This window comes from Actinorugispora endophytica, assembly GCF_004363075.1.
In the GTDB taxonomy this organism is placed as follows: Bacteria; Actinomycetota; Actinomycetes; order Streptosporangiales; family Streptosporangiaceae; genus Actinorugispora; species Actinorugispora endophytica.
Genome location: NZ_SNYN01000006.1, coordinates 18,842 through 38,218, shown reverse-complemented (window position 1 = coordinate 38,218; position 19,377 = coordinate 18,842). Strand labels below are relative to the sequence as shown.

18 protein-coding genes are annotated in these 19,377 nt (G+C 74.6%); 9 read left to right on the top strand and 9 right to left on the bottom strand.

The genetic code is table 11. From position 1 onward, the window contains the following. Nucleotides 1–64: 64 nt before the first annotated feature. Both EV190_RS10445 and EV190_RS10440 read left to right on the top strand, forming a co-directional pair. Nucleotides 65–1,594, top strand: coding sequence for a polysaccharide deacetylase family protein (locus EV190_RS10445; protein WP_243742489.1), 1,530 nt, complete (start codon nt 65–67; stop codon nt 1,592–1,594). Between the two features lie 168 nt (nt 1,595–1,762). Next, the gene (locus EV190_RS10440; RefSeq protein WP_133741311.1) at nt 1,763–2,380 is read left to right on the top strand and encodes a DUF6461 domain-containing protein; all 618 of its coding nucleotides are present in this window, start codon (nt 1,763–1,765) and stop codon (nt 2,378–2,380) included. Between the two features lie 108 nt (nt 2,381–2,488). Here the strand turns inward: EV190_RS10440 and EV190_RS10435 are convergent, their stop codons facing one another. The 5 genes from EV190_RS10435 to EV190_RS10415 all read right to left on the bottom strand — a co-directional run bounded on the left by EV190_RS10435 (nt 2,489) and on the right by EV190_RS10415 (nt 8,352). Beyond that, complete coding sequence (locus EV190_RS10435) at nt 2,489–3,619, bottom strand: quinone-dependent dihydroorotate dehydrogenase (protein WP_133741310.1); 1,131 nt, start codon at nt 3,617–3,619, stop codon at nt 2,489–2,491. Between the two features lie 9 nt (nt 3,620–3,628). Continuing rightward, the gene (locus EV190_RS10430) at nt 3,629–4,552 is read right to left on the bottom strand and encodes a proteasome assembly chaperone family protein (protein WP_133741309.1); all 924 of its coding nucleotides are present in this window, start codon (nt 4,550–4,552) and stop codon (nt 3,629–3,631) included. Nucleotides 4,553–4,672: 120 nt separating this feature from the next. Beyond that, complete coding sequence (locus tag EV190_RS10425) at nt 4,673–6,418, bottom strand: ABC-ATPase domain-containing protein (RefSeq protein WP_133741499.1); 1,746 nt, start codon at nt 6,416–6,418, stop codon at nt 4,673–4,675. Between the two features lie 304 nt (nt 6,419–6,722). After that, the gene (locus EV190_RS10420) at nt 6,723–7,826 is read right to left on the bottom strand and encodes an ADP-ribosylglycohydrolase family protein (RefSeq protein WP_133741308.1); all 1,104 of its coding nucleotides are present in this window, start codon (nt 7,824–7,826) and stop codon (nt 6,723–6,725) included. Between the two features lie 73 nt (nt 7,827–7,899). Then, nucleotides 7,900–8,352 (bottom strand): Lrp/AsnC family transcriptional regulator, encoded by a 453-nt coding sequence (locus EV190_RS10415; RefSeq protein WP_133741307.1) that lies wholly within the window; start codon nt 8,350–8,352, stop codon nt 7,900–7,902. 133 nt (nt 8,353–8,485) lie between these two features. On the opposite strand from EV190_RS10415, the gene EV190_RS10410 reads away from it, so the two are divergent. From EV190_RS10410 to EV190_RS10400, 3 genes are read left to right on the top strand one after another with little or no spacing between them, the layout of a single operon-like run. Beyond that, the gene (locus tag EV190_RS10410) at nt 8,486–9,598 is read left to right on the top strand and encodes a thiamine pyrophosphate-dependent enzyme (protein ID WP_133741306.1); all 1,113 of its coding nucleotides are present in this window, start codon (nt 8,486–8,488) and stop codon (nt 9,596–9,598) included. Next, nucleotides 9,591–10,637: an alpha-ketoacid dehydrogenase subunit beta gene (locus EV190_RS10405; protein ID WP_133741305.1), complete on the top strand. Its 1,047-nt coding sequence runs from the start codon at nt 9,591–9,593 to the stop codon at nt 10,635–10,637. Before EV190_RS10410 ends, EV190_RS10405 begins: the two co-directional genes overlap by 8 nt. After that, nucleotides 10,634–12,037, top strand: coding sequence for a dihydrolipoamide acetyltransferase family protein (locus EV190_RS10400; protein WP_243742488.1), 1,404 nt, complete (start codon nt 10,634–10,636; stop codon nt 12,035–12,037). Before EV190_RS10405 ends, EV190_RS10400 begins: the two co-directional genes overlap by 4 nt. A 42-nt stretch (nt 12,038–12,079) precedes the next feature. On the opposite strand, the gene EV190_RS10395 is transcribed toward EV190_RS10400, so the two are convergent. The 3 genes from EV190_RS10395 to EV190_RS10385 form a co-directional block, all read right to left on the bottom strand. Continuing rightward, nucleotides 12,080–12,976: a hypothetical protein gene (locus EV190_RS10395; RefSeq protein WP_133741304.1), complete on the bottom strand. Its 897-nt coding sequence runs from the start codon at nt 12,974–12,976 to the stop codon at nt 12,080–12,082. Nucleotides 12,977–13,523: 547 nt separating this feature from the next. After that, nucleotides 13,524–14,765, bottom strand: a complete 1,242-nt coding sequence (gene kynU, locus EV190_RS10390) for a kynureninase (RefSeq protein ID WP_133741303.1) — start codon at nt 14,763–14,765, stop codon at nt 13,524–13,526. A 120-nt stretch (nt 14,766–14,885) separates the two neighbouring features. After that, nucleotides 14,886–15,746 (bottom strand): tryptophan 2,3-dioxygenase, encoded by an 861-nt coding sequence (locus EV190_RS10385; protein WP_133741302.1) that lies wholly within the window; start codon nt 15,744–15,746, stop codon nt 14,886–14,888. 190 nt (nt 15,747–15,936) lie between these two features. Here EV190_RS10385 and EV190_RS10380 point away from each other — a divergent pair, with 190 nt between their 5' ends. Next, nucleotides 15,937–16,392, top strand: coding sequence for an Lrp/AsnC family transcriptional regulator (locus tag EV190_RS10380; protein ID WP_133741301.1), 456 nt, complete (start codon nt 15,937–15,939; stop codon nt 16,390–16,392). A gap of 55 nt (nt 16,393–16,447) precedes the next feature. After that, nucleotides 16,448–16,723, top strand: a complete 276-nt coding sequence (locus EV190_RS10375) for a DUF4031 domain-containing protein (protein WP_133741300.1) — start codon at nt 16,448–16,450, stop codon at nt 16,721–16,723. On the opposite strand, the gene EV190_RS10370 is transcribed toward EV190_RS10375, so the two are convergent. Further along, entirely contained in the window at nt 16,682–17,341 is a 660-nt protein-coding gene (locus tag EV190_RS10370; RefSeq protein ID WP_133741299.1) for an HD domain-containing protein, read from the bottom strand. The genes EV190_RS10375 and EV190_RS10370 overlap by 42 nt on opposite strands. A gap of 261 nt (nt 17,342–17,602) precedes the next feature. Here EV190_RS10370 and EV190_RS10365 point away from each other — a divergent pair, with 261 nt between their 5' ends. Both EV190_RS10365 and EV190_RS10360 read left to right on the top strand, forming a co-directional pair. Beyond that, complete coding sequence (locus EV190_RS10365; protein WP_133741298.1) at nt 17,603–18,547, top strand: ABC transporter ATP-binding protein; 945 nt, start codon at nt 17,603–17,605, stop codon at nt 18,545–18,547. 5 nt (nt 18,548–18,552) lie between these two features. Beyond that, entirely contained in the window at nt 18,553–19,335 is a 783-nt protein-coding gene (locus tag EV190_RS10360; RefSeq protein ID WP_243742508.1) for an ABC transporter permease subunit, read from the top strand. Nucleotides 19,336–19,377 lie beyond the last annotated feature (42 nt).

The window sequence follows — 19,377 nt, the reverse complement described above, 5'->3', positions numbered from 1 at the left end:
CAGTGTCGCAACGCGACATACGGGGTGTCCAGCCCCCTTCGACGACCGTGAGAAAGACCTTCCCTTGACGAACAACCTCACCGCGCTCCCGTTCCCTGTCCGCGCCGCCGCGACGGCCGCCTCCGCGGTCCTGCTGCTGGGCGCCTGCGCTCCGGGGGACACCGCGGAGCCGGTGGCGGGCGACGAGTCTCCCCCGCCCACCCCGGTCTCGGGGGAGCCCGACGAGTTGACGGTCGTGGACCGCTCGCTGGTGCCGGGCCTGGAGGAGGAGTCATCCACCGAGGGCGACGGGATCGACGTGGACGTCGCCTACCCGGTGGTGCCGGGCGCGGCCCCCCTGACCGAGTTCCTGGGCGACGCCACCGCGCGCGAGCTCGACGACTTCAGGGCCGCGAATCCGGGGGCGGTGAGCTTCGCGATGGGATGGGAGCTGACCGCGGCGGGCGGCGACGTGGTGGGGGTGCGCTTCACCCAGGACGAGGAGGACTCCGAGGGGCCGCGCACCGGGTACTCCACCTACTGGTACGACGGCGCCTCGGGGTACACCGCGCACTCCACCGAACTGCTCGCCGGACAGGCCGAACTCGACCGGCTCAACGAGGCCGTCAAGGACGAGCTGGACGGCCGGGACGGTGTGGACGGCGCCTCGGTCCACCCGATCCTGGGGCTGTACGACTCGATCGGCTTCAACCCCGCGGGCGACCTGGTGGTGGAGTTCGACGCCGGCTCCGTCGCACCGGTCTCGGAGGACCGGGTGGTCGCCGTGGTGCCCTCCGACGAGGCGGACCCCCTGCTGTCGGACCTCGGCCGGCGCGCGAAGGCGGCGGCCACCGTGGTGACGCCGGACTTCGCGCTGCCCGCCACGCCCGCCTCCCCCGCTCCCGCGACGCCCGCGCCCGGACCGGAATCGGCCGTCCCCGGCGTGCTCACGCCGCGTGGCGACAGCGTGGACTGCTCCTCTCCCGACTCCAAGTGCGTGGCGCTGACCTTCGACGACGGCCCCGGGGCGCGCACGGGCGAGCTGCTCGACATGCTCGCCGGGAAGGACGCCCGGGCCACCTTCTTCGTGACGGGAGAGCCGGTCCGCGAGCACCCGCTGCTCGTACGCCGCGCGTACGCCGAGGGCCACGAGATCGCCAACCACACGGTGCGCCACCCCGACCTGACGACGCTGTCGGCGGAGGGCGTGGACGCGGAGCTGCGCACCGTCAACGCGCTGATCCGGCGGGAGACCGGCTACACCCCGGACCTGATGCGCCCGCCGTACGGCGCGACCGACGACACGGTCGCGGAGGTCTCCGCGGAGCACGGCATGGCCGAGATCCTGTGGAGCGTCGACACCAACGACTGGCGGGACCGCGACTCCGGCGTGGTCTCCAAGCGGGCCCTGGACGCGGTCCAGCCCGGTTCGATCGTGCTGATGCACGACATCCACTCCACCACCGTGGACGCGGTCCCCTCGATCCTGGAGGGGCTGGACGAGCGGGGCTACACGATGGTCACCGTCGGGCAACTACTGGGCGACACGGAACCGGGCACGTCCTACTCTGCCGGGCCCCCTGTCACGGAAAGCCCGGAGACGAGCGTAGGGTAGTAGATCGTGGGTTTTTCCGAACGCACACCCCGGCCGGGACCGGTGTCCCGGCCGACCGGCCGTCGGCGCCCACCCCTCATTCCCCGTTCGCGCCCCTCCCACGCCGAACGAGCACAGCGCCGGTTCCCGGCGCCGGGTACACCCGAGACTTCCGGAAGGGACGGGCTGATGTCCGCTGTGTACGCCCGCGACTACGCCTGGCTGCAGGAGAGCCAGCCTGATCTGGCCGAGGCCTACTGCCTGTGCTACGTCAGGGGGCTTTCCAGGACCGAGGCGCTGCACCGGCTGGGCGTGGACGAGCGGGCCCTGCGCTCGCTGCCCATCGCCGAGGCGGTGGAGGCCGGCCTGTGCGCCGAGGAGGCTCCCCCGCTCACCGCGCACGCGCTGCGCCTGGACGGGTGGACCGTCGTCGTGGAGCCGACCGGCTGCCGCTCGACCCGGCCGTCGGTGTACCGGAGGCTGTCGGCCGGGACCGAGCTGGTGTGCGTCCGGGTGGTCATGGAGCACCGGTACGAGTTCCGGTGGGTGGCCGACGGGGCCCTGCGGACCTTCTTCGACGCGCGCTCGCCCGACCGGCGCCTCGGTTCGCACCCCGACGCCCTCGCCGAGGACCTGCGCGTCCTCGGCCTGACCGGCGAGACCGACCCCGAGGAGACCGACCCGAGCCCGGCCCTGCTGGCCCTGGCCGAACGCGTGACCGGTGTCCGGGTGCGCCCGGGCGACCTCACCGGCCCGCTGCTGGGCGCCGAACTCGACGAGTCCCTCCCCCTGATGGCGCACTCCTAGCGTCCGGTCCGTGGCGGCCTTCCTGGCGATCTCGACCTTTTCGGGGTCTCGGAGGTGGTCGAGCCCCCGGAAAGGTCACGACCAGCGGGGAAAGCACCCCCGCGTCCGCTAGGGGTGGGCGGCCCCGCTGCCCGCCGGGTGGACGTCGGCGCCGACCGCGTCGGCGATCGAGGTGTACCCGTCGCGCCGGGCGAGCGCGGCGAGGCCCCGGTGGATGCGGCGGGGCCAGAACGGGCCCCCGTAGACGAGGCCGGTGTAGCCCTGCACGAGGGTGGCCCCGGAGCGGATGCGCGCCCAGGCGTCCTCGGGGGTCTCGATCCCGCCCACCGCGATGAGCAGCAGCCTGTCGCCCACGCGGGCGCGCAGGCGGCGCAGTACCTCCAGCGAGCGGTCCTTGAGCGGCGCGCCGGACAGCCCGCCCGCCCCGATCCCGGCGACGGTTTCGGGATCGGTGGCCAGGCCCTCGCGGGAGACGGTGGTGTTGGTGGCGATGATGCCGTGCAGGCCCAGCTCCAGGGCGAGGTCGGCGACGGCGTCCACGTCGGGGTCCGCGAGGTCGGGAGCGATCTTGACCAGCAGCGGCAGGTCCGCGCGGCCGGCCTCGTCGAGGGTGCGGCGCACCTCGCTCAGCAGCGGGCGCAGGTGCTCGACGGCCTGCAGGTTCCGCAGGCCGGGCGTGTTCGGCGAGCTGACGTTGACCGCGATGTAGTCGGCGATGTCGGCGAAGCGGCGCGCGCTCGTCACGTAGTCGCCCACGGCCTCGGCTTCGGGCACCACCTTGGTCTTGCCGATGTTCGCGCCGATGACGAGGCGTCGGGGGTGCTTGGCGCGCTGGGCGCGCAGGCGCGCCGACACCGCGGCCGACCCCTCGTTGTTGAAGCCCATCCGGTTCACGATGGCGCGGTCGGGGACCAGGCGGAACAGCCTCGGGGCGGGGTTGCCCGGCTGCGGCCGCGCGGTGACGGTGCCGATCTCCACGTGGCTGAAGCCCAGGGCGACGAGCCCCTGGACGCCCCGGGCGTTCTTGTCGAACCCGGCGGCCATGCCGAGGGGGCCCGCGAAGTCCAGTCCGAGCGCGCGCACCCGGAGTTCGGGCTCGCGCGGGCCCAGGACGCGTTCCATCGCGCGGGCGGCCCCCGGCACCGCGGTGACCGCGCGCAGCCCCGCGAAACTCAGTTGGTGCGCCTTCTCGGCGTCCAGGCGCCGGAGGACGGCGTGGAAGAGCAGCTGGTACAGCACGGTGAGTGGTTATCCTTCTGAGCCGCGGTCGCGTTCGGCGAGGTACCGTTCGAGTTCCGCGCCGAGTTCGTCGGCGGTGGGAAGGTCCGACTCGTCGCCGCCCAGCAGCGGCTCGACGTCGACGAACCCGGTCCGGGTGGACATGAAGTCGTCGTACTGCTCCTCCAGGTTGCGCACCACGCGCTGGACCTCGTCGGAGGCCTCGACCTGTTTCTCGATCTCGACGTCGGTGCCCTGGGCCTCGTTGGCGAGCTTCTCCGTGGGCAGGACCAGGCCGGTCGCCCCCGCGACGTACTCGAGCGCGGCGATCGCGGCGCGCGGGTACTCCGACTGGGCGAGGTAGCTCGGCACGTGCACGGCGTATCCGATGGCGTCGTGGCCGGCCTGGCCCAGGCGGTACTCGACCAGCCCCATGGCGTGGCCGGGCACCTGGACGCGGCCCAGCCACGGTGTGTGCTCGGCGACGAGGTCGGCGCGGGTGGCGTGCGCGGTGACGGTGGCGGGGCGGGTGTGCGGCACAGCCATGGGCACCCCGTAGAAGCCGACCGTGAGGCTCACCGAGAAGCGTTCGACGAGTTGGCGCACCGCGGCGGCGAACGCCTCCCACTCGCGGTCGGGCTCCAGCCCGTTCAGCAGCAGGAACGGCGTTCCCTCGGCGTCGCGCATGAGGTAGAGGGAGAGCGCGGGGTCGGCGTATTCGACCCAGGCCGTCTCGTCGAAGGTCATGACTGGGCGCCGCGAGCGGTAGTCCAGGAGGCCGTCGATGTCGAAGGCGGCGATCTCGGTGGCCTCGAACTCCTCGAAAAGACTGGCCGCGGCCTGTTTACCGGCCGAGCCCGCGTCCATGAAGCCGTTCAGCGACACCAGCATTACCGGCGCGGACAGCTCGGGAGGCTCGGGGCGAAGCTCGTAGAGATCAGCGGGATCTCGCACCTGGACGGGTCTCCGTTCTCAACTCCGTGCGATCGGGTCTTCAGGATAGCGACCCGCGGGCACATGCCCGTAATGCACGTCATCGGCTACAACCCGGCACACCCCCGCACTATTTCCCTGTTACCGCTGATCTCGGACTTCGAGGGTGCGCAGCCGGTTGAGGGCGGCGGCGACCTCCTGGCGGCGCACGAACGCGTAGTCGCCGGGGTGGCCGCCGCCCAGGCAGGTGACGCCTTCGGCGTCCAGGCGCGCGTCCAGCAGGTCGAGGGCCTCGGCGACGGTGCGCCGCCCGTCCAGGAGGCGCTCGCGCGCGAGGAGCCGCAGGGCCAGCCCCAGCCCGACCACCTGGGCGGGGTCCACGAGCTGGGCGATGTGGCGCAGGTCGATGTCGGTCTCGCCGAATGTGAGCACGTCCATGTCGCGGCGCTTGATCCGGCTGCGCCCGCGCGCGGTGTCGTCCACCGAGGCGGGGTCCGCGACCCGGTGCGCGGGCGCGGGGAAACCGGCGTCGCGGCGCGGCGCGGCCAGGGTCCTGGCCTGTTCGGTGACGTCGCGGGCGCGGTAGGCGTCCAGCATGACCACGTGGTCGGCGACGTCGAAGTAGTCACCGCTGGCGCCCATGACCAGGACGGTGGAGACCCCGTGGTCGCGGCGCAGCGGCCGGACGAGGTCGACGAACGGGGTGAGGGGTTCGCGGTCGCCGTGCACGAGCTCCTGCATGCGGGCGTCGCGGACCATCAGGTTGGTGGCGGTGGTGTCCTCGTCCACCAGGAGGACGGAGGTGCCCGCCTCGATGGCCTCCGCGATGTTGGCGGCCTGGGACGTCGACCCCGAGGCGTTGTCGGTGCTGAAGTCCCGGGTGTCCGCGCCGGTGGGCAGGTTGCGCACGAACGCGCTGACGTCGGTACGCTCGACCCGGCGCCCCTCCTCGGCGCGGATCTTCACGGCGTCGGAGCGGGTGGCGACGAGTTCGCGGCCGTCGCCCGGCACGTGCTCGTAGACGCCGCGCTCGAGGGCGTGCAGGAGGGTGGACTTGCCGTGGAAGCCGCCGCCGACGATGAGCGTGACGCCTTCGGGGATCCCCATTCCGGTGACCTCGCCGCGGTGCGGCAGGGACACGGTGACGCGCAGGCTCTCGGGCGAGGCGAACGGGACGGCTCCGCGCATCGGCAGGTCGCTGACGCCGCTGGCGCGGGGCAGGACGGCGCCGTCGGCGACGAACGCGACCAGGCCGAGGCCGGCGAGCCGGGCGCGCAGCGCGACGGCGTCCTCGACGACGTCGGCGAAGGCGGTGGCCTCGGCGGCGTCCAGCGCCTCCCACACGACCGCGTCCACCAGGTCGGGGACGGTCCCGCAGAGTTCGCGGACGGCCCCGCGGGCGTCGACGCGGCGGCCGTGCCCGGGCAGCTCCACGCCCAGGCGCAGGTGGATTCCGCCTTCGCGGATCTGGCAGGAGGAGCGGTCGATGACCTGCTGCCCGCCCGCGTCGATCCGCGAGCGGGTGCCCTTGAGGACCCGCCGGGCGCGGCGGGCCAGGTGGTCGGCCGTGGCGCGGCGGCGCACCGGGTCGAGCCAGGCGTGCCCGGGCAGGCCCGCGGTGTCGGCGGGGATCCGCACGAGGAGCCGGGAGGGCGGGGCGAAGGGGTCGGCCTGGACCCTTTCCACGGTGAGGGTGAAACCACCGAAGTCCCAGTCCCCGCCCAGCGACCTGTACCGGCCGTAGGAGGCGCCGTCCATGCGGCGGATCTCGTCCTCGAGCCGCTCGGCGTCGCGCCGCCCGCGGATCGGCTCGGGCTCGCGGCCGCCCCGCGCTCCCCCGTCCCGGCGCCCGTACCCGCGCCGTCCCCCGCCGTGCCCCGCGTCCATGTGCCGCCCCCGTTCCGTGGTCCCGGCGACCACCACCAGGGATGCTACGCACCTTCCGGGGGACGGCGCCCGGGTTGTCCACAGGCCGGTCCGGCGGACGCGGCGGGCTACCGGAGGCCCTCGAGGAGCTCCACGCGCCCGGGCGCGGTCTCCGTCGCGTGGGGGTTTCGTTGGCGGTCGTGGGCTTTCCGCCCGTCTCGGGGCCTGGAAGGGCGGAAAGCCCGTGGTCATTCCGGGTGGGGGCGGGACCGGCCCTCGAACCGCCGCGGCGCGGTTTCCCGCGCCCCGGCGGGCCCGGGGCCTCTCAGTCCGCCGGGTACCGCTCCAGCCATCGCGGGGACGCGCGGAGCGGGCCGCTTCCGGGGGCGAACGCCCAGACGAGGTCGTCGGCCAGTTCCAGCAGGTCCCCGCGTCCCTCCACCCAGGGGGCCAGGAGCGGGGGCAGCGCGGTCTCGCCGTGCAGGGCGCCCAGGATGTTGCCGCAGACCGCGCCGGTGGAGTCGCTGTCGCCCGAGTGGGTGACCGACAGGGCGAGCGCGTCGGCGAACTCCTCCGGACCGGGGTGCGCCAGCGCCGCGTACACCGCGATGGCCAGGGCCTCTTCGGCGACCCAGCCGCCGCCCAGGCTCTCGACGGTCTCGGCCGACACCGCGCCGCCGCCGGCCGCGGCGCGCGCCGCCTCCAGCGCCCGGGTGGTCTCCTCGTGGCCGGGCCGCCGGGCCAGCGCGGCCAGGACCGCGTCCAGCGCGGCGTCCAGCTCGTCGCCCTCGACGAGGCGGCGGACCAGCAGCGCCAGCGCGCCCGAGGCCAGCGAACCGGTGGGGTGCCCGTGGGTGAGCCCGGCCGCCCGCTCGGCCCAGTCGAAGACGTCGTCGTCGCCGTGCCCGGCCGGGAGCAGGCCGAAGGGGGCGCTGCGCATGACGCCGCCGCAGCCCTTCGAGTCGTTCGCGGCCCGCTCGCCCCTGCCCTGGGCCCCGTTCCCGGCCTCTCCCAGCGCCCCCAGGCAGGTGTTGCCCGGCGCGCGCCGGGCGTACAGCCACGCCCGCCCCTGGAGCCACCCGGAAGGCTCCCACACGGGCTCCCTCGAACACTGGGTGCGGTACCAGCGCAGGTAGGCGTCGTGGACGGCGGGGACGGGGTCGAAGCCAGGGCCCCGATCCCCGTTGCGGGCCCGGATCAGCCCCTCCACGGTCCACAGCGTCATCTGGGTGTCGTCGGTGATCCGCCCGTACCCGGGGGCCGTACCGCCCGCGTAGTCGCGCACCCCGGCCGGACCGTGCTCGGCCCGGATGCCGTCGAGCGTCCTGAACTCCACGGGGGCGCCGAGCGCGTCGCCGACCGCCCCGCCCAGCAGGCAGCCGCGCACCCGCGACCGGTACCGCTCCGCCGCTTCCCTGCCCTCCGCCATCGACGGGCACCTTCCTCTCTCGGGGGGACGACTCCGCCCAGCATCCCACCGGGCCCCTCCGCGCGTCCCCGGATCAGTCCCGGGGACCGCGCAGGCGCGGCTCGTCCAGGATGAACATCGTCTGGGTCGAGCGCACCTCGGGGATCCGCTGGAGCCGCTCCAGCACGAAGACGCGCAGCGCGGCGGCGTCGGCGACCCGGACCAGGAGGAGCAGGTCGACGTCGCCGGAGACCAGGGCCGCGTGGTCGACCTCGGGGATGTCGCGGAGGTGGTCGCGGAACAGCTCCCAGGAGTGCTGCTCGATGCGCACCGAGACGTACGCGGCCAGGCCCACCCCGCACTTCTCCGGGTCGACGACGGCGGTGAACCCCCTGATCACGCCCTCCCGTCGGAGCCGGTCCAGGCGGGCGTAGGCGTTGGCCCGGGAGATGTGCGCGCGCTCGGCGACGGCCCGGATCGACATCCGGCCGTCGGCGCGCAGCAGCTCGATGATGTCGCGGTCGACGTCGTCAAGGTCGACGGCCATGTGTCTCACCTCACACCGTCCACGTCGTGGACTTCGTGGACGGTCTGCGGCCCACGGGCGCGGAACCGGCCGTCCGTCCGCGTTTGGAACCGACTCATGGACACTATGGGGTGATCCAGATCATATTCAAGACATGGAGCGCACCGACGACCGACCCGACCAGGCTTCTCCACCGCTGCCCTCTCTGGAACCCATCCGCCTCGTCGACCAGCGCGGACGGCGCGTGGACGACCCCGTCCACCACTCCCCCGACCACGCCGTCCTGCTGAGGCTGCTGCGCGGGATGGTCGTCGGGCGCCGCTTCGACCGGCAGGCGGGCGCGCTCGCCCGGCAGGGGCGGCTCGCGGTCTACCCGTCCTCCTTCGGGCAGGAGGCGTGCCAGGTCGGCGGCGTGCTGGCGATGCGCGCGGACGACTGGCTGTTCCCCACCTACCGGGACAGCGTCGCGCTGGTCACCCGGGGAGTGGACCCGGTCGGGGTGCTGACCCTGCTGCGCGGGGACTGGCACAGCGGGTACGACCCCAACCGGTACCGCTGCGCGCCCCAGTGCACGCCGCTGGCCACCAACGCGCCGCACGCGGTGGGCCTGGCCCACGCCGCGCGCCGCGCGGGCTCGGACCTGGCCGCGCTGGTGATGATGGGCGACGGCGCGACCAGCGAGGGCGACGCGCACGAGGCGTACAACTTCGCCGCCGTGTGGAACGCGCCCGTGGTCTTCCTGGTCCAGAACAACCAGTGGGCGATCAGCGTTCCGGTGCGCAAGCAGTCCAGGGCGCCCACGCTCGCGCACAAGGCCATCGGGTACGGCATGCGCGGCCACCACGTGGACGGCAACGACGCCGCCGCCGTGTACGCGGTGGTCTCGCGCGCGCTGGCCGATGCGCGCGCCGGGCGGGGGCCGGCCATCGTCGAGGCGCGGACGTACCGGATGGACCCGCACACCAACTCCGACGCGCCCCAGCGCTACCGCGACGACGCCGAGGTCGAGCGCTGGCGCGCACGCGATCCGGTGGACCGGTTGACGGCGCTGCTGCGCGCGGAGGGGCGGCTGGACGACGCGGCGCTGGCGGGCTTCACCCAGGAGGGCGAGGAGCTCGCCGCCGACCTGCGCGAGCGGATGGCGGACGAGGACGCGCCGGACCCGGACGAGCTGTTCGCGCACGTGCTCGCCGCGCCGACGGCGCAGCTGACCGAGCAGCGGGCGGCGCTGCGCGACGAGGTCCGGAAGGAGGCGGGGCATGGCTGAGACGACCATGGCGCAGGCCCTGAACCTGGCCCTGCGGGACGCGCTCGCCGAGGACCCGAGCGTGGTCGTGTACGGGGAGGACGTGGGCCCGCTGGGCGGGGTGTTCCGGGTGACCGACGGGCTGACCGCGGAGTTCGGCGAGGACCGCTGCTTCGACTCGCCGCTGGCCGAGGCCGGGATCGTGGGCACGGCGGTGGGCATGGCGATGTACGGGCTGCGCCCGGTCGTGGAGATGCAGTTCGACGCCTTCGGGTACCCGGCGTTCGAACAGGTCGTCTCGCACGTGGCGAAGACGCGCAACCGCACCCGCGGCCGGGTGTCGCTGCCGATGGTGATCCGCGTCCCCTACGGCGGCGGGATCGGCGGGGTCGAGCACCACAGCGACTCCTCGGAGGCCTACTACGCGCACACGCCCGGGCTGCGGGTGGTGACCCCGTCGACCCCGGCGGACGCCTACTCGATGCTGCGCGAGGCGGTCGAGAGCCCCGACCCCGTGGTGTTCCTGGAGCCCAAGCGGCGCTACTGGACCAAGGGCGAGGTGGAGCGCGGGACCCGCACCGAGCCGATGGACCGGGCGGTGGTGCGGCGGCGCGGCTCCGACGTCACGCTGATCGCCTACGGGCCGACGGTGGCCACCGCGCTGGAGACCGCCGAGGCGGCCGCCGCCGAGGGCGTCGGCGTCGAGGTGGTGGACCTGCGCGGCCTGTCCCCCTTCGACGACGCCACCGTGGCGGACTCGGTGCGCGGGACCGGGCGCGCCGTCGTGGTGCACGAGGCCCCCGTGTTCGGCGGCTACGGCGCCGAGGTGGCGGCCCGGGTGACCGAGCGGTGCTTCCACTACCTGGAGGCCCCGGTACTCCGGGTGGGCGGGTTCGACATCCCGTACCCGCCGCCCCGGCTCGAGGAGCACCACCTGCCGGGGGTGGACCGGATCCTGGACGCGATCGCGCGGTTGCAGTGGGAGTCGCGCTGGGTGTCCCCCGGGGCGCGGGCCGGGGCGGCGGGCGAGCCGCTCCCGGTGGCGGAGGTGGGCGCGTGAGCGCGGCGGGCGCCGTCAGGGACTTCCCGCTGCCCGACCTGGGCGAGGGCCTGGCCGACGCCGAGGTCGTGCGGTGGCTGGTCGCCCCCGGTGACGCGGTCGCGGTGGACCAGCCGGTGGCCGAGGTGGAGACCGCCAAGGCGGTCGTGGAGGTCCCGTGCCCGTACGCGGGCCGGGTGACCGCGCTGCACGGCGCGGAAGGGGACGTGATCGCGGTCGGGTCCCCCCTGGTCAGTGTCGATACCGCGGCCTCGGATCGGCGCGCCGGTCCGCGCGTCCCCGGGGCCGTCGTGCCGGAGGCCCGCTCGGACGGCCCGGCGGAGCCCGGCGGGGGCGGCGACGGCGCCGCCCCCGGCGGTTCGGGCTCCGGCGCGGTCCTGGTGGGGTACGGCACGAGCGAGGGCGGGCGGCGGCGCCGGACCGGGCGCGTCCTCGCACCGGACGGGCCCGGGACAACGGCGTCCGGGGCCCCGTCCGCCTCCCCGGCCCGTCCGGGCGGCCGCACTCCGGTGGTGTCCCCGCTGGTGCGCCGGATCGCCCGCGAGCACGGGGTGGACGTCACCGCCCTGACCGGGAGCGGCGGGGGCGGGCTGGTGCTGCGCCGGGACGTCGAGGCGGTGCTGGCCTACCGGCGTGGCGCGCGGGACGCGGCCCGCGGGGCCGACACGGCGCCGCCGAAGGCCGCGGCCCCGGACCGGGCGGAGCGGGGCGACGAGCGCGTCGCGCTGCGGGGCGCCCGCCGCGCGGCGGCGGACCGGTTCTCGCGGTCGCGTCGGGAGATCCCGGAGGCGACGGTGTGGGTGGACGCCGACGCCGGCGGCCTGCTGGCGGTGCGCGCGGCGCTGAACGCGGCGGATCCGGAGCGGCCGGTGAGCCTGCTGGCGCTGCTGGCCCGGTTCTGCGTGGCGGGGCTGCGCCGCTTCCCCGCGCTGAACTCCCGGGTGGACTCCGAGCGGTCCGAGATCGTGCGGCTGGCGCGGGTGAACCTGGGGTTCGCGGCGCGGACCCCGCGCGGGCTGGTGGTGCCGGTGGCGCACGACGCGCACGCGATGACCACGCGGGAGCTGTCGGCGGCGCTGCGCGGCCTCACCGACTCGGCGCGGGCCGGAACGCTGGCCCCGGCCGACCTGACGGGCGGCACGTTCACCGTCAACAACTACGGCGTGTTCGGCGTGGACGGCTCGGCGGCCATCATCAACCACCCCGAGGCCGCGATCCTGGGCATGGGCCGGATCGTCAAGCGCCCCTGGGTGGTCGACGACGAGCTGGCCGTCCGCCCGGTCACCGAGCTGACCCTGGCCTTCGACCACCGCGTCTGCGACGGGGAGGAGGCGGGCGGCTTCCTGCGCTTCGTCGCCGACCTCGTGGAGCGGCCGGAGTTGCTGCTGGGCGAGGTCTGACCGGATCCGTGCCCCGCGCCCGGGGCACGGGGCACGGATCCGTCAGGTGGTGGCCTTCGCCTCGCGGGAGAACCGGGAGGGCTTGCGGTGGCGGCCCCTGACGCGGTCCGACGCCGCGGCGGCGGCCCGCTTGGCCGCGACCGCGGCCAGTGCCACGGCGGTGACGCCGGCGAGGGTGAGGCCGCCCGAGAGCATCGGCATCTCGTCGGCGACGAGGGCGAGCGCGTGCTGGCCGACGGTCCCGCTCGTGGCGTCCCCCGTGTCCGCGGGGACGTCGGAGCCGGCGCTCCCGGTCTCCCCGCCGGAGGCGGGCGGGGCCTCCTCCCCGGCGGCGGCCGGGGCCTGGGCCTCGTCCCCGGACTCCTCCTCCTCCGGGGCCCCGGACTCGTCGGGCGCCTGCTCCTGCCGCTCCTGCTCCGCGGGTTCGGACGCCTCGGCCTCCTGGGCCTCCTGGGTCTCCGCCGATTCCCCGGTATCGGAGGCGGGCACCGGGGAGACCGCGCTCTCGCAGGGGGCTGACGGGTTCTGGAAGGGGTGCGGCGTGCCCTCGGTCCCGTTGCCGCTGCCCCACTCGGTGACGAAGTACTCCACGTCGATGTGGCCCGCGCCGCCGCTGACGGTGTAGCTGGTGTCGTTCCAGGACTCGCCGGTCAGCTCGGCGAAGGTCTGGCCGTCCATGTCGAGCATCACGCCGCAGTCCGCGGACGGGTCCCCGGGGCCGCGGTCGCCGATGAAGAAGTCGGCCGTCCGGCCCTCGTAGACGACGTAGCCCTTGGTGCCGAGCGGCCAGCTCGGGGCCGCGAACAGGCCTTTCTGCATTGGTTCGCCGGAGGCGGGCGCGCCGGTGTCACCGTTGATCCCGGATCCGTCGTCCCAGAAGTAGGAGGCTTTGACCTCGCCGTGCAGCAGCACGTCGTCGGTTCCAGTGGAAGGGTTCATGAGAGTGAGGAAGGGGTCGGCGACAGGGGTCGGGCAGGACCGTCCCGGCTTCGGCCGGTTCTCGCGGGCAGGGGTGAGCGGCCCGGGCGGACGGGGGCGCGTCGTGACTGGCGGTCAGACGCTCGGCGCGGCCGCCGTTGGACGGCGGGCAGGGGAGCAGCGGAGCGCTGGAGGCGCTCAGCACCGCGCGGGACGGGTCCTGCTCCCCGCGGACGTCGATGACGCGCGGGGGTCGACATCGGTTGACCCAAATGTGGCCACAGTTAGATCACGAACCGATCACGTGGACTCTAACCCACGTGTTGTCCCGGAATGCGACAGAAAAAGGTAAAACGACTGGCCGCGAGCGCTCCGCCACACTCCGCGCGGCCCGCCTTCCCTTGTGGGGCCGGGGATCGGGGAGAACCCGGAGGCCGGGAGGAGACATGAGTCACTCCGCGCCGCGCGGGCGCCCGGTCCGCGGCGGCCGCCCCGGTGGTCGTGGCCCTTCCGGGGTCTCGACCGCCTCCGAGCCCCCGGAAAGGCCACGACCGGCGGGGAAGACGGACTAGGTGACCTGGGCGCGGACGTCGAAGCGGGGCTCGCGCCACTCCCCCGTCTTCAGGACGTCGACCAGGGCGGCGGCGGCGTCGTACACGTCCACGTAGCGCAGGTACAGCGGGGTGAAGCCGAAGCGCAGGACGTCGGGGGCGCGGAAGTCCCCGATGACGCCGCGCTCGGCGAGCGCCCGGACGATCGGGTAGCCGTCGGGGTGGCGCAGCGACACCTGGCTGCCGCGCCGGGCGTGCTCGGCGGGGGTGACCGGCTCCAGGCCGGTCCCGGCGGTGAGCTCCAGGAACAGGTCGGTCATGGCCAGGCTCTTGGCGCGGACCCCGGCCATGTCCACGCGCGCCCAGATGTCCAGGCTCGCCTCCAGCGCGGCGGCCGCGACCAGCGGCTGCGACCCGCTGAGGAACCGGCTCGCCCCGGGCGCCGGGACGTACTCCCCCGTGAACCCGAAGGGCTCGGCGTGGCCGTGCCAGCCGGTGAGGGGCTGGCGCGCGGTGGCGTGGTGGCGGCGGGCCACGTAGGTGAAGGCGGGCGCGCCCGGACCCGCGTTGAGGTACTTGTAGGTGCAGCCCACGGCGAAGTCCGCGCCCGCCTCGGACAGCGCGATGGGCAGCGCGCCGACGCTGTGGCACAGGTCCCACACGACGAGCGCGCCGTGGGCGTGCGCGAGCTCGGTGGCGGCGGCCATGTCGCGCAGCGCGCCGGTGCGGTAGTCCACCTGGCTGAGCAGCACCACGGCGACGTCGCCGGGCTCCAGCGCGGCGGCGAGTCCGGCGTCGTCCTCGCCGACCAGCCGGGTGCTCGCGCCCTCGAACAGCTCCACGACGCCCTGGGTGATGTACAGGTCGGTGGGGAAGTTCCCCTCCTCCCCCACCACCACGCGGCGTCCGGGGTTGAGCCGCAGCGCCGCGACCAGCGTCTTGAACAGGTTCGCCGAGGTTCCGTCGCCCACCACGACCTCGTCGGCCCCGGCCCCCACCAGCGGCGCGAGCGCGGCGCCGAGGGTGCGCGGCTTGTCCCACCAGCCCGCGTCGTTCCAGCTCGCGACGAGGTGTCGTCCCCATTCGCGCTCGACCACGTCCGCGACCCGGCCGGGGGTGGCCCTGGGCAGCGCGCCGAGGGAGTTGCCGTCGAGGTAGACGATTCCGTCGGGAAGCGCGAACTCGTCCCGGAAGCGTGCCAGCGGGTCTGCGGCGTCCCGCTCGGCGCAGTCGTCCCGGGTCGTGGGGGTGGTGGTCATGCGCACGGGTTCCTCTCCGTGGTCGTGGTCGTGGTCGGGCCGGCGGTCCTCCCGGACCGGGGCCGCGCCCTTCCACTGTCCACTGTGGTCGACGCTGGTCCGGCGGGGCGGTCGCCCCTCTCAGATGCCGGTGCGCAGCTGCCAGAGCTCGGGGAACACGTCCTCCCGGGCGTTCCTGTCCAGCCACCGCAGGCCGCTGGACCCTCCCGTGCCGGGCTTGGCCCCCATCGTGCGCTTGACCGCCATCAGGTGGCGGTGCCGCCAGCGGGTCATCCGCTCGGCGGTGTCGAGCAGCGCCTCGGCCAGCGCGAGCAGCTCGTTTCCGGGGCGGTCGTCCGCGTAGACCAGGGCCCAGGCGCGCACCACGTCCGGGTGCGGCGGCGCGGGGCTGGTCCAGTCGCGCTCCACACGCTCGGCGGGCACCGGGACCCCGCGCCGGTGCAGCAGCCGCAGGGCCGCGTCGTACAGGCCGGGCTCGGCCAGCGCGCGTTCCAGTCGGGCGCGCGCCTCGGGTGTCGCGCGGTGCGGCCGGACCATCGCGGCGGACTTGTTGCCGAGCAGGAACTCCAGGTGGCGGTAGGTGTGGGACTGGAAGCCCGACGCCTCCCCCAGTCCGTCGCGGAACCGGCCGAACTCGGTGGGCGTCATGGTGGCGAGCAGGCCCCAGGACTCCACCAGCACGTCCTGGGCTCCCGCGCCCCTGCGCAGCGCGGCCAGCGCGGCGGGCACGTCGTCGGCCTCCAGCGCGTCGCGGGCCAGTTCCCACTCGTGCCGGACGAGCGTGAACAGCAGCTCCATGACCTGCGTGGTGATGATGAACGAGGTCTCCGCGGGCTCGTCGGAGACGGGGTTCTGCAGGGACAGCAGGGTGTCGATCCCGCCGTAGCGCGCGTACGGGGTGCCCCCGTCGAAGGAGAGCGTGGGCAGTTCCCCGTCCTGTCCGGCTCGTTCCCGATGTGAGTAGGCCGTTGAGGAGGCCATGGTCACGCACCCCGTTCCCGTGCTTCTCGTGCTGTCCCGCTGTTCTCACAGCGCCCGGCGTCCACCGGTTCGGACCTACCACCAGGATGTCCCTATTCATCCGTGAAGAGAATGGGCGTCGCGCGCCGTACGGCGGATTCGACCTTCGGGATACGAGCTGTTTCACGTTTCCGCCTTACAATCGACAGGTATGACAGACATGGTCGACTGGCGGATCCTCACCGAGCTCCAGGCCGACGGCCGCCTCTCCTTCAACGAGCTCTCCCGCCGGGTGAAGCTCTCGCCCCCCGCCGTCGCCGAGCGGGTGCGCCGCCTGGAGGAGCGCGGGGTGATCACCGGCTACCACGCGCACGTGGACCCGGCCTCGGCGGGCCTGCCGGTGACGGCGCTGGTCCAGATGCGCTGCTACGGCCCGCTGTGCCTGCTGCGCGACGAGGCGGCCGTGAACCGCCCGGAGATCCTGCAGCTGCACCGGGTGACCGGCGACGCCTGCTGCGTCCTGCTCATCGGGGTGCGCTCCATGGAGCACTTCGAGCAGGTCATCGACGCCCTCGCCGAGCACGGCCGCCCGTCCTCGACGATGGTGCTGTCCAGCCCGGTGCCCTGGCGCCCGGTCGGCCGCCCGGGCGCCCGTCCGCCCCGGTGAGCCCCTGCCGCCGGGGCCGGCCGCGCGGGGCCCGGCGGTGGGTACCCTCGGTCCGGTGAGCGTTCTCATCGACCCTCCCGCGTGGCCGGGGCCGCGCGGGCTGCTGTGGTCGCATCTGGTCAGCGACTCCTCGTACGCCGAACTGCACGCGTTCGCGCGCGGGCTCGGAGTGCCCGAGCGCGCCTTCGACCGGGACCACTACGACGTCCCCGAGACGCTGTACGAGCGCGCGGTGGAACTCGGCGCGCTCGCCGTGTCGAGCCGCACGATCGTGGCGCGCCTGCACGCCTCAGGTCTGCGACGGCGCAAACCGGGTCGCGTACTCGGTTAGCCGGGCGACCTCGGCGGTCAGGTTGGCGCGGGCCCTGGCCTCCCACTGCCCGTGGCCGTACCGGGTCCGGTACAGCCGCGGCGCCGCCAGCAGGCCGCCCAGCACCGCCGCCCGTCCGCGCGCGAAGTCCGCGGCCCCCACGTGCGCGTACTCCTCCCGCACCGCCCGGGTGTAGGCGGCGTACTCGTCGGGAGCGGCGGCCAGGACCGCCAGGTCCGCGTCGCACAGGACCTCGGCGTCGGCGTCCCCGGACGCGGGATCGTGCCCCGCGGTGACGCGGACCAGCCGGGCCACCTCCGCGGCGCGGTCCTCGGTCAGCCCGCACGAGGGCAGCAGCAGTTCGGCGAGCCGGGCGCTGCTCTCCTCGTCCTCTCCGGGTTCCCCCCGGTACACCGCGTCGTGGAACCACGCCGCGTAGCGGACCGACGAGGCGTCGCGGGCCTCCCCGGCGAGCTCGTCCACGCCCGCCAGCACCGCCCTCAGGTGGTCCAGGGTGTGGTAACGGCGGTGCGGCTCGGCCCAGCGGGCGAGCAGCTCGGCTCCCACCGCGGTGGCCTCGGCCCCCGATCCGGCCAGGCGCCTCCAGGCGTCCGACAGGTCGGGCCGGCGCAACGACATCTGCTTCTCCTCCCGTACCGCTGTCCGCGGTGCCCCTGCGGGGTGCGGGCGCACTGGGGATACCCCGGCCTCGGGACCTCTATCCGGGCGACCGGCCGGTAGGGGTGGACCACTTGCGGCCACCGGTGGACGAAAGTCGGTCCCGCGCCCGCGGCGGACCACGTCGAAAGTGGGCGCGCCCTCCGAACCATCGCCGGATGCGGCGGGACGCGGCCGGTCCGTAGCGTCGGGACGGACAGCGAAGACAGCAGAGGAGACCACATGATCAGCCTTCGGGGACTGACCAAGCGCTACGGCGACAAGACCGCCGTGGACGGCCTGGACCTGGACGTCTCCCCGGGACGGGTCACCGGGTTCCTCGGTCCGAACGGGGCGGGCAAGAGCACCACGATGCGGATGATCCTGGGCCTGGACCGCCCCACCGCCGGGAGCGCGCTCGTGAACGGCGTGCCCTACGCCGCGCTGCGGCACCCGCTGCGCGAGGTCGGCGCGCTCCTGGACGCCAGGGCCGTGCACCCGCGGCTCACCGCCCGCACCCACCTGCGGGCCGTCGCGCGCAGCAACGGCATCGCGGTGTCCCGGGTGGAGGAGGTGCTGGAGACCGTCGGCCTGACCGGGGTCGCGGGCCGGCGCGCGGGGTCCTTCTCCCTCGGGATGGGCCAGCGCCTGGGCATCGCGGGAGCGCTCCTCGGGGACCCGGGCGTCCTGATGTTCGACGAGCCGGTCAACGGCCTGGACCCCGACGGCGTGCGCTGGGTCCGCGAGCTGGTCCGCTCGCTCGCCGCCGAGGGACGCACCGTGTTCGTCTCCAGCCACCTCATGAGCGAGATGCAGGAGACCGCCGACCAGCTGGTCGTGCTCGGCCGCGGGCGGCTGATCGCCGACGCCCCGATCGGGGAGGTCATCGCGGGCAGCTCGGTCAACGCGGTGAAGGTCCGCAGCCCGCAGGCCTCCGAACTGGGCCGGCTGCTGGCGGCGTCGGAGGCCCGGGTCGAGCAGCCCTCCACCGACGAGCTGATCGTCACCGGCGCCACCATCGAGCAGGTCGGCCGGGTCGCCCACGAGGCGGGGGCCCTGCTGTACGAGTTGAGCAACCGGTCGGCCTCGCTGGAGCAGGCGTACATGGAGTTGACCGCCTCCAGCGTCGAGTACACCACCGCCCTGCTCCCGGGCGGCCCCGCCGAGACCAGGAAGACCCGGGTGTGAGGACGATGACCGAGACGATGACGCGACCGGCCGCCCGACGATCGGGCGGCGGCCTCGCCGGGGCGCTCGCCGCCGAGTGGACCAAGCTGTGGGGACTGCGCTCCACCTGGGTCTGCCTGGCCGCGACGCTGCTGTTGGGGCTGGCCACGTCCGTGCTGGGCGCGGAGTCGATCCAGATCAGCGGCGGGGCGGACGAGGTCGACGCCCACACCCTGGCGTCGCTGGCGATCATGCTGCCCCAGTTCATCCTCATCGCGCTGGCCTCGCTGGCCGTCACCGGGGAGTACGCCACCGGCGCGATCCGCACCACGCTGACCGCCGTGCCGCGCCGGGGCACCGCGCTGGCCGCCAAGGCCGTGGTGATCGGGGCGGTGTCCCTGGCGACCGGCGTCCTGACCGGCCTGCTCTCCCTCGCCGCCACGGCCTGGTACTTCGGGGACTCGCTCGAGGTGACCGCCGAGGGCCTGCTCTACGGCCTGCTGGGGCCGGGCCTGTACCTGGCGCTGCTGTCGCTGTTCGTCCTGGGGCTGGGCGCGGTGGTGCGCAGCACCGCCGGGGCCCTGACCGGGGCCATCGGCCTGCTCGTGGGGCTCCCCCTGATCGCGCAGATCGTCGGCAACGAAACACTGCTGAGGATCGTCGACCACACCCCCAACCCGCAGGGCCAGCTCCTCACCTCGGGCGGGGACGTCCCGCACTCGCCGCAGTTCGCGGCGCTCCTCATGGCCGCCTGGGCGGTCGCGGGCCTGGCCGCCGGCTACGCGGTCCTGCGCGGGCGCGACGCCTGACCCCGGCACACCGGCCCCCGACCGAGCCGCCGGCGGAAGTCC

What these genes read in the sequence shown, in the direction of transcription:
- EV190_RS10440 (WP_133741311.1), top strand. Translation starts at nt 1,763, where the DNA reads ATGTCCGCTGTGTACGCCCGCGACTACGCCTGGCTGCAGGAGAGCCAG.
- EV190_RS10425 (WP_133741499.1), bottom strand. Translation starts at nt 6,418, where the DNA reads ATGGACGCGGGGCACGGCGGGGGACGGCGCGGGTACGGGCGCCGGGAC.
- EV190_RS10420 (WP_133741308.1), bottom strand. Translation starts at nt 7,826, where the DNA reads ATGGCGGAGGGCAGGGAAGCGGCGGAGCGGTACCGGTCGCGGGTGCGC.
- EV190_RS10415 (WP_133741307.1), bottom strand. Translation starts at nt 8,352, where the DNA reads ATGGCCGTCGACCTTGACGACGTCGACCGCGACATCATCGAGCTGCTG.
- EV190_RS10410 (WP_133741306.1), top strand. Translation starts at nt 8,486, where the DNA reads ATGGAGCGCACCGACGACCGACCCGACCAGGCTTCTCCACCGCTGCCC.
- EV190_RS10405 (WP_133741305.1), top strand. Translation starts at nt 9,591, where the DNA reads ATGGCTGAGACGACCATGGCGCAGGCCCTGAACCTGGCCCTGCGGGAC.
- EV190_RS10395 (WP_133741304.1), bottom strand. Translation starts at nt 12,976, where the DNA reads ATGAACCCTTCCACTGGAACCGACGACGTGCTGCTGCACGGCGAGGTC.
- kynU (WP_133741303.1), bottom strand. Translation starts at nt 14,765, where the DNA reads ATGACCACCACCCCCACGACCCGGGACGACTGCGCCGAGCGGGACGCC.
- EV190_RS10385 (WP_133741302.1), bottom strand. Translation starts at nt 15,746, where the DNA reads ATGGCCTCCTCAACGGCCTACTCACATCGGGAACGAGCCGGACAGGAC.
- EV190_RS10380 (WP_133741301.1), top strand. Translation starts at nt 15,937, where the DNA reads ATGACAGACATGGTCGACTGGCGGATCCTCACCGAGCTCCAGGCCGAC.
- EV190_RS10370 (WP_133741299.1), bottom strand. Translation starts at nt 17,341, where the DNA reads ATGTCGTTGCGCCGGCCCGACCTGTCGGACGCCTGGAGGCGCCTGGCC.
- EV190_RS10365 (WP_133741298.1), top strand. Translation starts at nt 17,603, where the DNA reads ATGATCAGCCTTCGGGGACTGACCAAGCGCTACGGCGACAAGACCGCC.
- EV190_RS10360 (WP_243742508.1), top strand. Translation starts at nt 18,553, where the DNA reads ATGACCGAGACGATGACGCGACCGGCCGCCCGACGATCGGGCGGCGGC.